14 protein-coding genes are annotated in these 14280 nt (G+C 28.6%); 8 read left to right on the forward strand and 6 right to left on the reverse strand.

Going from position 1 to position 14280, the window contains the following annotated elements; translation table 11 throughout:
* The 3 genes from SULYE_RS01215 to SULYE_RS01225 form a co-directional block, all read left to right on the forward strand.
* Positions 1–1806: CBS domain-containing protein (locus tag SULYE_RS01215; protein WP_007545693.1), on the forward strand; the 1806-nt coding region annotated here is incomplete at its 5' end.
* Positions 1803–2462: a response regulator transcription factor gene (locus SULYE_RS01220; protein WP_007545695.1), complete on the forward strand. Its 660-nt coding sequence runs from the start codon at positions 1803–1805 to the stop codon at positions 2460–2462. The genes SULYE_RS01215 and SULYE_RS01220, both read left to right, overlap by 4 nt.
* Positions 2440–3642 carry a sensor histidine kinase gene (locus tag SULYE_RS01225; RefSeq protein ID WP_232178526.1) on the forward strand — a complete coding sequence of 401 codons (1203 nt, stop codon included), beginning with the start codon at positions 2440–2442 and terminating at the stop codon, positions 3640–3642. The genes SULYE_RS01220 and SULYE_RS01225 overlap by 23 nt, the downstream gene beginning before the upstream one ends.
* Before the next feature lie 413 nt (positions 3643–4055).
* Here the strand turns inward: SULYE_RS01225 and SULYE_RS01230 are convergent, their stop codons facing one another.
* The 5 genes from SULYE_RS01230 to SULYE_RS01250 are packed head-to-tail and all read right to left on the reverse strand — an operon-like array spanning position 4056 to position 10244.
* Positions 4056–5291: a GGDEF domain-containing protein gene (locus SULYE_RS01230; RefSeq protein ID WP_007545699.1), complete on the reverse strand. Its 1236-nt coding sequence runs from the start codon at positions 5289–5291 to the stop codon at positions 4056–4058.
* Positions 5292–5300: 9 nt separating this feature from the next.
* On the reverse strand, positions 5301–6512 hold the full coding sequence (locus tag SULYE_RS01235) for an EAL and HDOD domain-containing protein (RefSeq protein WP_007545701.1): 1212 nt from the start codon (positions 6510–6512) through the stop codon (positions 5301–5303).
* Between the two features lie 24 nt (positions 6513–6536).
* A complete protein-coding gene (gene tatC, locus SULYE_RS01240; RefSeq protein WP_007545703.1) occupies positions 6537–7316 on the reverse strand; it encodes a twin-arginine translocase subunit TatC in 780 nt (259 codons plus the stop codon).
* Positions 7309–7659: a Sec-independent protein translocase protein TatB gene (tatB, locus tag SULYE_RS01245; RefSeq protein ID WP_007545705.1), complete on the reverse strand. Its 351-nt coding sequence runs from the start codon at positions 7657–7659 to the stop codon at positions 7309–7311. The genes tatC and tatB overlap by 8 nt, the downstream gene beginning before the upstream one ends.
* Positions 7660–7682: 23 nt before the next feature.
* Positions 7683–10244: a BamA/OMP85 family outer membrane protein gene (locus tag SULYE_RS01250; protein ID WP_007545706.1), complete on the reverse strand. Its 2562-nt coding sequence runs from the start codon at positions 10242–10244 to the stop codon at positions 7683–7685.
* 88 nt (positions 10245–10332) lie between these two features.
* Between SULYE_RS01250 and SULYE_RS01255 the strand changes: the two genes are divergently transcribed.
* From SULYE_RS01255 to SULYE_RS07980, 5 genes are all read left to right on the forward strand, one after another.
* Complete coding sequence (locus SULYE_RS01255) at positions 10333–10728, forward strand: Fur family transcriptional regulator (protein WP_007545707.1); 396 nt, start codon at positions 10333–10335, stop codon at positions 10726–10728.
* Positions 10712–11302 (forward strand): sulfite oxidase-like oxidoreductase, encoded by a 591-nt coding sequence (locus SULYE_RS01260; protein WP_007545708.1) that lies wholly within the window; start codon positions 10712–10714, stop codon positions 11300–11302. The genes SULYE_RS01255 and SULYE_RS01260 overlap by 17 nt, the downstream gene beginning before the upstream one ends.
* Positions 11303–11314: 12 nt before the next feature.
* Entirely contained in the window at positions 11315–11605 is a 291-nt protein-coding gene (locus SULYE_RS01265; RefSeq protein WP_007545709.1) for a ferredoxin, read from the forward strand.
* Positions 11606–11797: 192 nt separating this feature from the next.
* Positions 11798–12634: an IS1595 family transposase gene (locus SULYE_RS01270; RefSeq protein WP_007545710.1), complete on the forward strand. Its 837-nt coding sequence runs from the start codon at positions 11798–11800 to the stop codon at positions 12632–12634.
* 31 nt (positions 12635–12665) lie between these two features.
* The gene (locus SULYE_RS07980; RefSeq protein ID WP_083790675.1) at positions 12666–13037 is read left to right on the forward strand and encodes an EAL domain-containing protein; all 372 of its coding nucleotides are present in this window, start codon (positions 12666–12668) and stop codon (positions 13035–13037) included.
* 11 nt (positions 13038–13048) lie between these two features.
* Here SULYE_RS07980 and SULYE_RS01275 read toward each other — a convergent pair whose 3' ends face one another.
* Positions 13049–13897: a complex I NDUFA9 subunit family protein gene (locus tag SULYE_RS01275; RefSeq protein WP_007545712.1), complete on the reverse strand. Its 849-nt coding sequence runs from the start codon at positions 13895–13897 to the stop codon at positions 13049–13051.
* Between the last annotated feature and the right edge of the window lie 383 nt (positions 13898–14280).

Raw genomic sequence — 14280 nt, forward strand, 5'->3', positions numbered from 1 at the left:
ATTGGCAGGTCTGCTGATGAAAATATTGATGTTAATAAAATTTTAAAACATTTTGACGGTGGGGGTCATAAATACGCCGCATCAACCCAAATAGCAGGGTTTTCCTACGAGGATATAAAATCAATCTTAATATTTCTGTTGGAAAAAGAACCGTTTAACTTAAAAAATCTAATAAAAGATGACCTGCCTAAGATAAAGTTTGATACTAAATTTAAAGACTTAGAAAATTTAGTAAAAACTTACAAATATATGATTGTTTTAGACAAAAACGAAAAATATGCAGGAGTTTTGACAAGTCAAACCGTTAAACTTGGATTAAAACACGGATTAACAGAAGAAAAAGCAATAACTTTTGCCGAAGATTGGTATGTTATCAATTACTCAGACCTAAACATTTTAAAGTTAAAAAAATTGATGGATATAAATAGCGAAATTTTCCCGGTGATAAAAGACGGTAAATATATAGGTGTTATTTACAAAAAAGATATAATTAAACAGCTTTTAAAAGATATTCCGGAAGAAAATTTAACCCATTATCATCTAAAAACATACAATTTCAAACAAAAGCTTGAGAAATTCTTTCCAAAAATACTAATAGAAAAGTTTAAGGAGATTGGAGAGTTATCACAAAAACTTGGATATAGAAGCTTTATAATCGGCGGAGTTGTGAGAGATATTATTTTAAATCGCCCAAATCTTGACGTAGATATCATTGTTGAAGGCGATGCACCTACTTTAATAAAAGAATATGTAAAAGATAAAAACTATACTTTTTATATTTACAACGAATTTATGACAGGCCAAGTAATAATTGAAAATGGTTTAAAACTTGATTTTTCAACAGCAAGAAAAGAAGAATACCAATCACCGGGAGCATATCCAAGAGTTGAGAAAGCAACACTTTTTGAAGACCTATACAGAAGAGATTTTACAATAAACACCCTTGCCATAGAAATCACATCCTCAAACTATGGAGTTCTGATTGATTACTTTAATGCAATAAAAGATATTAAAGAAAAACGAATCAGAATCTTACACTCTTTAAGTTTTGTAGAAGACCCAATTAGGATTCTTAGAGCATTGAGGTTTGCAGGAAGGTTTAACTTTAAGTTAGAAAAAAACACTGAAAAACTCTTAACTTATAGCGTTGAAAAAGGATTGTTATTGGTCGCACCGAGAGGAAGAATAAATTTAGAATTGAGCCTTGCCTTTGAAGAAGAGAAAGCTATCGAGATACTAAAGCTTTATGATAAGTATAAAGTCTTAAATAAAATATTTACTCAGACACATATTGACTCAAAAAAAGAAATATTATTACAAAAACTTACAGATAATTTAGTTTTACTCCAGCATATAAAACCTTACAATTACAGCAAAACAACAAACTTTTTATATGTCCTTTTATCTCACTTACCAACAGAGCTTATATATGAGAATCTTAAACTGTATCATTTTGGTAAAGAAGCTAAACTATGCGATAAATTTGTTCAAGATTTTAATGAGATTTTGAAGCTTGAAGACATTTTTCAGATTTACAAAATTTTGAAGAAAATAAATTTAGAATACTTACCGGCTATTTTAACTTTGGTAGATGAAGACAGATATAAAAAAATAATAAAAATTTTTGAAGTAGAGAAAAAACCGTTAATCAAAGGAGAAGATTTAATAGAGCTTGGCTTAGAACCATCAAAGCTGTTTAAGAATATTTTGGAAGATGTATTAGAAAAACAGCTAAAAGAAGTGTTTAAAAATAAAGATGATATCATAAAATATATAAAAAGTAAATATTTAGAGAGGATAATGTGAAGATACTTTTAGTTGAAGATAATTTAGATTTAAATAATACAATTAGAGAAGTTTTAGAATTAAACGGTTATATAGTAGATTCAGCTTTTGATGGAAAAGAGGCTTTAAATTTTGCAGAAAATTCAAGTTATGATGTAATTATATTAGATCTAATGCTTCCGGATATTGATGGATTAGAGGTATTAAAAACTATTAGAAGTAAAGGAATATATACGCCAGTTATAATTCTTACTGCAAAAAACCAAACTAAAGATAAAATAACAGGGCTTGATTTAGGAGCGGATGATTATGTTACAAAACCTTTTGATGTTGATGAGCTTCTTGCAAGAATAAGAGCTATTGGAAGAAGAGCGTCTACTGAAAAAAAAGATATAGTTTTAATAGATGATTTAGAAATAGATTTAAAAAACAAAGTTGTTAAAAAAGCTGGAAAATTCGTAGAACTAACTCCAAAGCTATACTGTATTTTGGAGCAATTAGTAAGAAATAGAGGGAAGATTGTAAGCTATGAAACTCTGCTAAGTAAATGTTGGGAAATAACGGAAGTTCCTTCAAGGGAAACAATGAGAGCAAATATAAAAAACTTAAGAAAATTGATAGACCCAGACAAGAAAATTATAAAGACAATAGAAGGTGTTGGATACAGAATTGAATAAATTTCATTTAGACGAATTCCAAACTGTCAGAATAAAGATAACTATTTTACTTACCTTTATTATATCCTTGATTGCAGTTATTCTTTCGTACTCTATATACCTTTCTTATGAAAATCAAAAATTAGTTGAGATTGAAGATGATATTAAGTTAAAACTAATTCAGGTTATTGATGCTATCGATAAAGATATTTCTCAAATATTTAAATTATCTATGGAAGAAAATACTTTTATTTGTCTATACAATTTGACAGATTATCAAAAACTCTGCATAAATAACTTAAATAACTTTCACATAGAAAAAAAATCAATAAATCCAGAAAATATTAAAATTTTTGAAGGAAGAAATCAGTCCGGAAGTTTAATTTTATATGGTTATAAATACAAATCTCAAAAAGAATACTTCATAGTAATTGGCAAAGATGAAAGTTATCTTAAAAACGATTTGGAAAAGCTAAAAAAATCGATTTTTTATTCAATCGCCCTTGTAATAATGCTATCAGGCTTTTTAGCTTACTCAGTTTCTGGAAGACTTTTAGAACCAATCAAGAAAAATAAAGAAAACCTTGAAAATGTTTTGAATATAATCTCTCATGATTTAAGAACACCTATAACTATTATCAAAACCAATTTTTATTTGATGAAAGCAAAAAAATTTCATAATATTGAAAATAATATAAATCAGATAGAGAAAAATCTTGATTATATTCAAAATATACTAGCAAACGTAGAAGCTTTAAAATCTGTTGATAAAAAAGAGATTGAGGAAATTAATATAAACCATCTCGTAAAAGATGTTTTAGCTAAGTTTGAAAATAAGATTCAAGAAAAAAATTTAAGGATAGTATTTTCAGAAAAAGATCAAATAAACATAATTGCCAATTACGTAGACATGGAAGTATGTTTTTCTAACTTGATTGAAAATGCAATAAAATATAACGAAAAAAATGGAATAATAGAGGTCGAATTCGATAAATCAAAAATTAAAATCAAAAATACAGGGAAATCTATAAATAAACCTGAAAAAATATTTGAAAAATTTTACAGAGAAGACAGTGCTGGAACCACAGAAGGACTCGGTTTAGGATTATCTATAGTTAAAAAAATATGTGAAAAGTATGGTTTTAAAATAAGCTATAGCTTTAGAGATAACATGAATAATTTCATAATCAAGTTTCGATAAATAAGCCACAAATCGAGTGAGAAATCGGGAATTTTGATAATACTAAAGCCTTCAGAAGTGATGGTGTTCTAAGATTCCTCCAAGTTATATAATTTATGTGTAAAGTAAGCTAATCTTTGTCAGCCATCCTGAAGCTGAAGGTTGAAAGATCTTCTCTTTTATTGTTATTTGAAAGGAAGAGTAGGCAAAATGAGATTCTTGCCGACTTCGGAACAAAGATGTTGATTTTTGGAAAATTCTTTCAGAATAAGTGAAAAGCGATGGATAACAAATTAAATAGACACCTTGCTTTCGGATTTTTTACTTACATTCATTAAACTCTAACTTTCTTACTTTTTACATCCTATAGTTGCATTTAAGAATCTTGTAATCTTTTAGATTTCTCACTTCAAGTTATGAACAAAAATTTACTTTTAAACTACTACCCTGTTCCTTCCTAGCTCTTTTGCTTTGTATAGTTTTTCATCTGCTTCTTTTATTATTTCATTAATATACTTATTTTTATCTACTTCAGCTAAGCCAAAGCTTGCAGTTATTTTTATTTCTTTACCATCGAAATATAGCGGGTTTTCTTCAAGGTCTTTCCTAATTCTTTCTACAATTTCTACAGCATCTTTTAATTCTGTATTTGGAAGTAAAATTAAAAATTCTTCTCCGCCGATTCTAAATACATAATCAGATTTTCTTAAATTTCTTTTTATAATATTTACAAAATGTTTTAAAGCTTCATCTCCAGTAAGATGGCCAAAAGTATCATTAATTTTTTTAAAGTAATCCAAATCAGCCATGGCAAGTGTAATGGGAGCATCGGTTATTTGGGAAATTTCTAAAAGTTTTTGAATAATTGTTTCAAAACTTCTTCTATTAAAAGCTCCCGTTAAAGGGTCTATCGACATTTCTGATTTTATGAATTTTGTGTTTAAATACAAAAATTCATTTCCTATCCAAATCACTATATTTTGAATATTTAAAATCATAAAGTAAAGGTCTTTAAATTTTTTGTTTTTCCTGTAGCTTTCTGCAATTTCAATTAGATTGTGAAAATTATTGTGCAGGTGTTTTAAATCTTTCATAAGATTTACTTCATTAATATAATCTTTCCCTATTTCTTTAAGCCACATGCTAAAATAGCAGTTTTCATGAGAAACGCTATTGAATGCTTTGTTTTCTTCTATTGATATTAAAAAATCTTTGAAATAATGGATATGAGTTTTAAATGGATTGGCAAGTAGTGGATGAATTTCTTTGGTTATTATATATTTTTCCATAAAGTCTAACCTATCCTTTAATAAGGATATTTCATCTTTTAAATATCCCAAGGATAGTTCATTTTCCATTTCTTCGAATAGTCTTTCTATTCTTTTTGCTTCTCTTAAATCTATAGTGTTTGGTAGGTGTGCTATAAAGTTTTTTCTCAAAAAATCAAAAATTGATATTGCTTCATTAAAAATAATTCCTAAGTTAGCAAGGTCAAAACCTAATTCCTGAAGTTGGGAAATTTTATTTTTATTTTCCAATACATCTTTTATTAAGTATTTGATTTTTAAAAATGTTTCTTTACATATTGCAGATTTAAAATTTTTCTCTGCATATGTTAAAAGTCTACCAAAGATAATATCAATCTTGTCTTCTGAAAATTTAAATTCCATTTTTACCACCTAAACTAACTTTGTAAAACTTTCCACCCATTCATAGCTTTGTATCGTAATGTCAGCTATTCTATCCTTTGGAATATTAAGTTTATTAACATATTCTTTAATTTTATTTTTATCATTCTTTTCTACAGCTATTGCTAAAGACAATAATTCTCCAAAATATCCCCTTCCTTCTTTTATATCTTTTTCTAACTCCTCGCTTAAATTTAGATGTCTTAGAATTATCGAAAGCGGGGCTTTGAAGATTCTTTCTGCAAAGGATAAAATTCCAAATAAAAACGCTGTTTCAGCTATGTTTATATCATTATTTATTTCTTTACTTAACAATTCCATAAATTTTCCTCTAAAAAGTGCAGCTTTTACTACCTCCCTATCTGTATCTTTATTAGATACTGACATCATAGATATTAACATCAACCAATTTATAAGGTTTTTCTTTCCTAAGTATATAACCGTTCTATTGACTGATGTTATAGGGCTTCTTAGATAAAAAAATGAAGAGTTTACATATTTCAATAATGCCACACTTATTTCGGGATTAGCTTTAATTGCTTCTGCAATTTCATTTAAATTATCTTCTTCATGTACATACCTAATTATTTTAAAAGTATCTAATTTGTTAAAAACATCGGTATCCGACTCTAATTTTTCAGGTTCTTTAAAAAACTCCCCTTCAAATAATTCAAATCCAAGGTCTTTTGCTTTATTAAAATCATACAAACTATCTACATTATTGGCTATCATTGTAAATGGAAGTTGACGTAAATTATGAATTAAATTTATTTTTTCATCAGATATGCCAGAAACATCAATAAATACAAAGTTAAACAAACCTGAAAAAGATATTAAAAAATCAATATCAATATTTTCTAAAGTATCTAAATCTATTGCAAATCTATATCCATCATTTCTATATTCTTTAACTTTTTCTTGAACATTTTTAGACTTAAGATTTGTATAGTCAATCGTAATAGTAAATATCTCTTTTGGTATTAAGTTTAAAAATTCTGTAAATATTAAGATATCTGAAGTTACTTTTATAAAGGCTTCTTTTCCAGACAAAATTGATACAATGTCTATATCCGAGATTAACGAATATAGTTTTTTAACAGTTTGCTTAAAATCTTCATTTTCATAATCATACTTTATTTCATATGCAACTAAATTTTGATTTTTGTCAAATATAGGAATTTTACATAAGTATATGTTTTCCATATTTTTCCCTCCTATATTTATTATTTATGCTTCTATTTTTTCTTTAATAGAAACTATCTCTTCTTTATACTTCATGCTTTTTGGATATAAATATTTTGCCATAAGAATGGAAATTTCATAAAATAATATCAAAGGTATGGCAAGCATTAATTGACTGATTGCATCCGGTGTAGGTGTAATTATTGCTGCAATAATGAAAGATAAAACTATGAAATAAGGACGAGATTTTACCAAAAATTCTGGTGTTACTAACCCAAGTCTTGCTAATAAAGATAATACAACCGGCAGTTCAAAAGTCAATCCGAAAGCTAAAATCATTCTAAGGACAAAAGATATATATTCCTTAACTGAAAAGATAGCTTCCGCTCCAAGTTGGATATTACCGAAATTGATAAAAAATCCAATTGCGACAGGTAGGACCAAATAAAATGAAAATAAACATCCTATGATAAAAAATAGTGTAGTAAAAATGACAAAAGGAAAAACAAGTTTTTTTTCATGCTCATACAATGCAGGTTCTATAAATTTCCAAATTTGATAGAAAACGAAGGGAGAAACTAAAATAAATCCTGCAAGAAATGAAATTTTAAATGCGGTAAAAAATGGCTCGGTTGGAGATAAAAAGTATAATTTTAAGTTTGGATCAACTTTCAGTAGCGGTATTTTTAAAATTTCAAATAAATAATTTGCTTTTGTAAAGGCTACTACCGTTCCAATAATGACAGCTAAAACAATTCTAATTAACCTTGTTCTTAGCTCTGCCAAATGCTCTGTTAGTGGTGCTTCAGGAAGCTGGTTATCCATTTATATTATCCTCGTCGTTCTTTTCTCTTTTGAAAGTTATCTTCTCTCTTTCAACAGTTTTTACTGGCTCAGATTTTTTTATTTCTTTTTCAAACTCTTTTTCAAAATCAATTTTTACCGGCTCTTCTAACTTTTTTGTTATATCAGATTTTATGTCGTATTCTATTTCTTTAACAGACTTAAGGTCGGTTGCAACTGAAGATTTTACATCATCAACAGCAGATTTTAACTCTCTATAAAACTTACCTAAGGACTTTGCTACTTCCGGAAGTCGTTGGGGTCCTAAAACTATTAAAGCTACAACTAATATAACTAATAACTCTTGGAATCCTATGCCAAACATTTTTAGCCTCCAATTATATTTTATCAGAAATCTAAGCCAATGCTAAACTCTATTCTATACTTATTTTCATTTGGTTTTGCGTCTAACTTTTTAGCATAGTCAAATATTAAACTTCCTGCAGGCGTTGGAACGTAAATACCTATTCCGGCAGTTTTTCTAAAATAAGGATTTCTATATTCATTGCTTTTAGTGTATACATTTCCAAGGTCTAAAAATGTTAAGATATATAAATTATATTTTTGATATATCGGAAACCTTAAATCGTTGTTGATTAATAAATAGCTATTTCCGCCAATTTTTTGCTCTCCTGATAATTCTTCAAAGCCAAAACCTCTCATATTTGCAATACCACCAAGAAAGTATCTTTCAGCCAAAGGAAGGGCGTTTGTACTTTTGAAAGAATAACCGGTAGAAAATCTTTGACTAAAGATAAAAAAGTCTAAAAATTCTTTGTAATATCTAAAAGAACCCTCTAAAGATTGATAGTTAACATCTCCAAACGTTGTTTTGAAGTTTAAAATACCATAATATCCGCTTGATGGGTTAATTCTATTGTTTCTATGGTCGTCTGTTAATCCAAAACTTGCAGTTATCACTTTATAATTTTTCAGTGGTGTAAATATTCCTTCATTTGTGATGACGTTGTATTTCCTTTCTAATCTAAAATTACTTTTAACCCATCTATTATTTCTTTTTTCAAGAAACAAGTCATAGCCTGAGCTCTTTAAATCATAATCTCTATGATATTGATTAAATAGAAATGTTGAAGCAAATCCGCTTAAATTCCATTTAAACAACCTATTTCCAAGGGAAAGTCTATAATTTGTTTGAAAGTTTGAACGTTCTACATAAGTAGAAAATTCATAACCGTAATCGAATAAATTTCTGAGTATGACAGCAACAGAAGCTTTAAATTGTTGGTCTGTTGAATAGCCAACACTGCCTTGCACTAATCCTCTTTTATCATCGTGAACGAAAATTGCCTTGTCAACTGTCTTTCTTTCTTCTTGAGGAAGAAGCAGTGGATTAACATAGTCAAACAATCTTGATTCATATAATCTACTCATGGATACATCAAAATTTTCTTTTTCAAAATATTCTTTCTTAGGAAATTGTTTTGAAATTACATTTGGGCTGAGATGAAAGCTACCATAAACAAATGTTAAACCGTTTCTGTATCTTTGTCCAAGATTATAATCATATGTAGCAATAACATCAATTCTATCGTTATTTTCTATCAAATCAGTCTGAAGTAATACCTCAGCATCCAAGTACCCATCTTCCCTTACCTTTTCTTTAAATTCATCTTGTAAATCTAATAATTCTTGTGGATTATAGATTTTTGGCAGTTTAAAATCCTTTTTGACTGAATGATTCTTTTGTTTTATTTCTTTAAGGATATATTTTTTTCCTTTTTTAAATTCTACTTTTAACGTAAGCCTGTTTTCATCTTTTATCTCCTCGACCTTATAACTTGCTGATATATATCCATTTTCATAGAGTTTTTTTTCTTGCTCCTGTAAATAGCTTAAAAGCTTGTTTTTATCATAAAAGTTGCCTGCAAATTTACTTATCTCTGATTTTATCTCTTCATAGTCTGTATCTATAAAAATCTTATCTACTTTATACCTTTTGCCTTCGTTGATATTAAAATTTATCTTAATATAAGGTCTTTCAGCTGACCCTTGATTTTCCTCCTGCTCTTCTATCTGAGTTATTATATCTACATCTAAAAACCCATTAGATTTATAGAAATTTATAAGATTTTCTTTTGATAGGTCAAGTTCATTATAATTAAATCCATTTTCTTTAAATGTTAAAAGATTCATTAATTGCTTACTGTCAAAGCTGTTATTACCGGCGAAGTTTATAAAATACCTACTTCCTAAGTCTATGAGTATGTATATGTTGGCAAAATTATTATCCACTTGTTCGATGTCTTGTAAAACAACAAAGGATTCAAAATATCCATTATTTTTTAAGTACTCGTTAAGTTTTTCTATAGATTCTTGCAATTTATCAAAATAAATTATATCCCCTTTTTTTAGATTTAGAACTTTTAAAAGCTGATTTTTATCTTCTTCTGAGATTTTTTGGTCTGATAAAAATATTACATCATTTAACTTTACTTTTTTCCCTTCATCTATGTTAAGTCTTACAAACGCATTACCGTTTTCATCAAATTTGGTTGATATGCTTGCATTTGCAAATAAATAGCCTTTTTCTGCGTAAAACTGTCTAATTCTAAGTGGAATTGTTTTTAAGGATTCACTATCTAAAGCACTATTTATTCTTAAACCTGTAATTCCTGCTATTTCATCTTTCCAAAAAGATTTATTACCTTTTATGTCTATGCTTTTTAAAAATGGCTTTCTTGTAAGAAATATCTTATCCTCTTTAATTTCTATCTTTTCAAAGTCGTTTGTTAATTCAAAGAGGTTAGCCACATAATTTAGGTCATTTGTTATTCTTAAAATTTCTTCACCGTTATTTTTTGGTAAAGGATAATTGGATATTATCCTTTCTTCAGCCTTTGCAAAGTATATAAAAAACAAGATAAATAAAAGTTTAATCTTTATTTTCAATTTCTATCTCCAAATATGGTTTAAATCATTTGAAAACAATTTATAACATATATTATTATATTTAATTCAGGATAAAGAGGTGGTTTCATTGCAAAGAAGAAGTACCAACCAAAGAAAAGTTATATATGAAATATTAAAATCTACAGATATACATCCAACAGCAGATTGGATTTATGAAAGAGCAAGGAAAATTATACCAAACATAAGTCTTGGGACAGTTTATAGAAACTTAAAAATACTAAAAGATGAAGGTTTAATCTTAGAATTAAATGATGGTAAGCAAAGCAGATTTGACGCGAGAACCGATAATCACCTTCATTTTAAGTGTGAAATATGCAACAGTATTTATGATATTGATTTCAACGCTATTAGTTTACAAATTAATGATAAAATTATAGACGTTTTTAATGTAAAAAGTGTTGATATTGTTCTAAACGGTATATGTCCAAAATGTATAGGAGATGAGCGTGAAAAGGATAATTAGCCCAATAAACCTTAGAGAAGATAGGCTACCACCGGGTCAGCATTGGACGGAAAGATTAATCATACTTGGAATATCTGACCCTCCGGAAACAGATTTAAAATCTTATAGGTTAAAAATATTTGGAGAAGTAGAAGAGCCGGTAGTTTTAACGTGGGATGACATTCTCTCTTTTGAAAAAGTTGAGCTTGTAGCGGATTTTCATTGTGTTACAAGATGGAGTTGTAAAGATGTCGTTTGGAGAGGTTTTCATGTAAATGAATTAAAAAAACTTGTAAAGATAAATCCAAACGTAAAATCTGTAATGATTCATTCCTTAGATGGATATACAACTAATGTTCCAATTGAGTATTTTTTTGATGAAGATGTGATTTTTGCTTATGAATTATTTAACGGACCAATTCCGGCTGATAATGGTTATCCGCTACGTTTGATAGTGCCTAAGCTTTATTCTTGGAAGAGTGCTAAATTTGTAGCCGGAATAGAATTTATGCTTGAAGATAGACCGGGTTTTTGGGAGCAAAGAGGTTATCATATTTTAGGCGACCCTTGGAAAGAACAAAGATATTCTGATTAAAGGAGAATAAAAATGGGAAAATTAAAAGTTGTAGTTGATAGAACTCTATGCGAAGGAATAGGAGTCTGCGTACCAGAAGCACCAAAATATATAGTCTTAGACAAAAGACATAAAGCGGTGATAGTAAAGCCGGGAGATAACATTGAAGAGCTTTTTGCAAAAGTTTCTGAGTTAAAAAGACAAGAAGCTATATTAGATTTAACTATAGATGAAGAAGAGGACATTTTTAGAGCAGCAGAAGCTTGTCCTGTAAAAGCAATATTTATATATGACCCAGAAACCGGAGAACAACTGTATCCATAGGAGCCAATATGTTAGATAAAATTTATTCTTTATACGAAAGAAATGTAAAGTTTGTATTATTCATAGTACCTGTGATTCTTTTTGTTGTAATGGCTTATTTATACATTAAAAGTTAAAAACTGAGAAATTAAAATTTGGTAATTACTCAAAATAATCCACCTATGCTATAATAAGTAGTATAGGAGGTAAAACATGAATTTAGTAGAATTACTACAAATAGCGTCATCTGAAGAAAAAGCAGAGGGATTTTTAAGAGAAAGAGGCGTACTTAAAACATTTGATAGCTGTCCTTTCTGTCATGCCAAAAACATTGGTAAAATTAGAAGAAACTTCTACAAATGCTATAAATGTAAAATAGAATGGAGTGTTAGAAAAGATAGCATCCTTGAAGATTTAAAAGTTCCATTCTCTAAATTCATATTGGCTGTAAAACTATTCATTCTTGAAGTTCCAGCTCATAAATCACATAAAGAGCTTGATTTGGCTTACAATACTACGCACAAGATCTACACAAAACTTAGACAATGTATATACAAATTTGTCTCAAAAGATGACCAGCTTTTATCAGGAGAAGTAGAAATAGATGAAAGCTATTTTGGAGGAAAAAGGAAAGGCAGTAGAGGAAGAGGAGCAAAGAATAAAATTCCTGTGTTTGGAATTCTTGAGAGAAATGGAAAAGTCAAAGTTGAGATAGTAAAGGATGTGTCTGCTGAAACACTACTGAGAGAAACCATAAAGAAAGTAAAGAGAGGAAGTTTGATATATACAGATAAATTCAAAAGTTATGATAGTCTTGTGATGTATGGATTTAAGCATGAGAGAATAGATAAAAGTGTAAAGTTTGCAAATGGTAAAGTGTATATAAATGGCATAGAAGGATTTTGGAGTTATGCAAAGGAGAGACTACTAAAATTTCATGGTGTAAGTAAGGACAATTTTATCTACTATCTAAAAGAGCTTGAATTTAGGTATAACTTTAGGGATAATATTGACGATAGTTTATATAAATGTTTAGGTGGAATAAATTGAGGAATTACCAAAAATAATAATTTAATTTAAAATTACTTTTGAAATCCTTGAATCTGAAGGAATAGAAAACTATGCAGAAGTTTCTCAATTTATAAAAAATGTTAAAGAGTATGGTTGTAAAATTGCAATAGATGACTTTGGTTCAGGATATTCTAATTTTGCACACATTTTAGACTTAGATGTTGACTATCTAAAAATTGACGCATCATTAATAAAAAATTTAGATACAGATAAAAACTCTCAAATGGTGGTTGAAACGATAGTTGGTTTTGCAAAAAAACTTGGTATTAAAACTATTGCTGAATTTGTTCATTCAAAAGAAGTTTTTGATAAAGTTGTAGAAATGGGAATAGATTATTCACAAGGATATTATATATCTGAACCAAAACCAAATATATCTTAAAAATCCTTTCTTCAATCTCTTACAAAACCTAATAGGTCTTTAACTCCTTTATATCTTCCACTACAGACATTGTCCTTTTCAAGCATATAATACTGGTCTAAAGTCATGATAGGCTTAGGCATCAAAGAGAATACTGGTAAAAGTAGTTTAAATGTTTTCTTTGGCACAGGCATAACAACTCTTTTGACACCTGTAAAATCTAAGGCAAATTTAAAAAGTTCCACATAATCTATAACTTCATTACCGCACAGCTCAAAAATCTCATTTTTTATATCAGAAATAGTAGCCTTTTCAAAACAATCTGCAACGTCTAAAACGCTTACAGGCTGCACTTTTGCGTCATAGGGAGCCATAAATATTGGAGTTATCTTGCTGTAGAATCTAAAATCTTCAAACAGTTTTTGCTCTCTTCCAATAATAATAGAAGGTCTAAAAATGACATAATTCAATCCGGATTTTATAATATACTCTTCAGCCATTGCCTTGGTTTTTAGATATCTGCTTTTAGAATTAACATCAGCACCAAGGGCAGACATCTGAATAAATTTCTTAACACCGACGGCTTTACTTGCATCTACTAAGTTCTTTGTTATTTCAAAATGAACCTTTTCAAATGTTTGATTGCTTGTTTCTGTGAGTATTCCGATAAGATTGATTACAATGTCCGGATTAAACTTATAAATAGGTTCTTGAATGTCATTTTCGTTTATTTGAACATAATTTATTAAAGATAAATCTTTAAATACTTCCTGAATTTTTTTTATATTTCTTGCGGGCAAAATAAGATTAACTTTATTGTACAGATTTCTAACTATATATCTACCAACAAAACCATAAGATCCATAAATTATTACATTCATATCTATACTCCTTTTAGAAACTGCTTGCAAAAATCAACGTCGCCATTCTGCAGCCGAGCAAAGAATCTCTTATTACCTCCTCTTACCTTCAAATAACAATAAAAGAGGAGATCCTTCGGACTTATGTCCTTAGGATAACGATCAAAAGTAAGCTCATTTTATTCATACATTATACAACTTGCAAGAATTTTAGAACATCCCTACTCCTTAAAGACTTTAAAATAAATTTAAGTCAATGAGAAAATAGAATCAATTAGAATTTGACTGTTTGAACCTTTCAATTGTAGAGACAAGTTTTGAATTTGAAAGTAGAGTGTTTAAGATTTTATTTTTGTTTTTTACTTCTGAGATTATAAATAAAGAAAAACTAAAAATACCAATAG

The sequence above is a fragment of the Sulfurihydrogenibium yellowstonense SS-5 genome, from assembly GCF_000173615.1.
GTDB classification, from domain to species: Bacteria; Aquificota; Aquificia; order Aquificales; family Hydrogenothermaceae; genus Sulfurihydrogenibium; species Sulfurihydrogenibium yellowstonense.

Coding starts and splice junctions, on each gene's coding strand:
- tatB (WP_007545705.1), bottom strand. CDS start 7,659: ATGTTTGGCATAGGATTCCAAGAGTTATTAGTTATATTAGTTGTAGCT.
- SULYE_RS01275 (WP_007545712.1), bottom strand. CDS start 13,897: ATGAATGTAATAATTTATGGATCTTATGGTTTTGTTGGTAGATATATA.
- tatC (WP_007545703.1), bottom strand. CDS start 7,316: ATGGATAACCAGCTTCCTGAAGCACCACTAACAGAGCATTTGGCAGAG.
- SULYE_RS01265 (WP_007545709.1), top strand. CDS start 11,315: ATGGGAAAATTAAAAGTTGTAGTTGATAGAACTCTATGCGAAGGAATA.
- SULYE_RS01270 (WP_007545710.1), top strand. CDS start 11,798: ATGAATTTAGTAGAATTACTACAAATAGCGTCATCTGAAGAAAAAGCA.
- SULYE_RS01235 (WP_007545701.1), bottom strand. CDS start 6,512: ATGGAAAACATATACTTATGTAAAATTCCTATATTTGACAAAAATCAA.
- SULYE_RS01230 (WP_007545699.1), bottom strand. CDS start 5,291: ATGGAATTTAAATTTTCAGAAGACAAGATTGATATTATCTTTGGTAGA.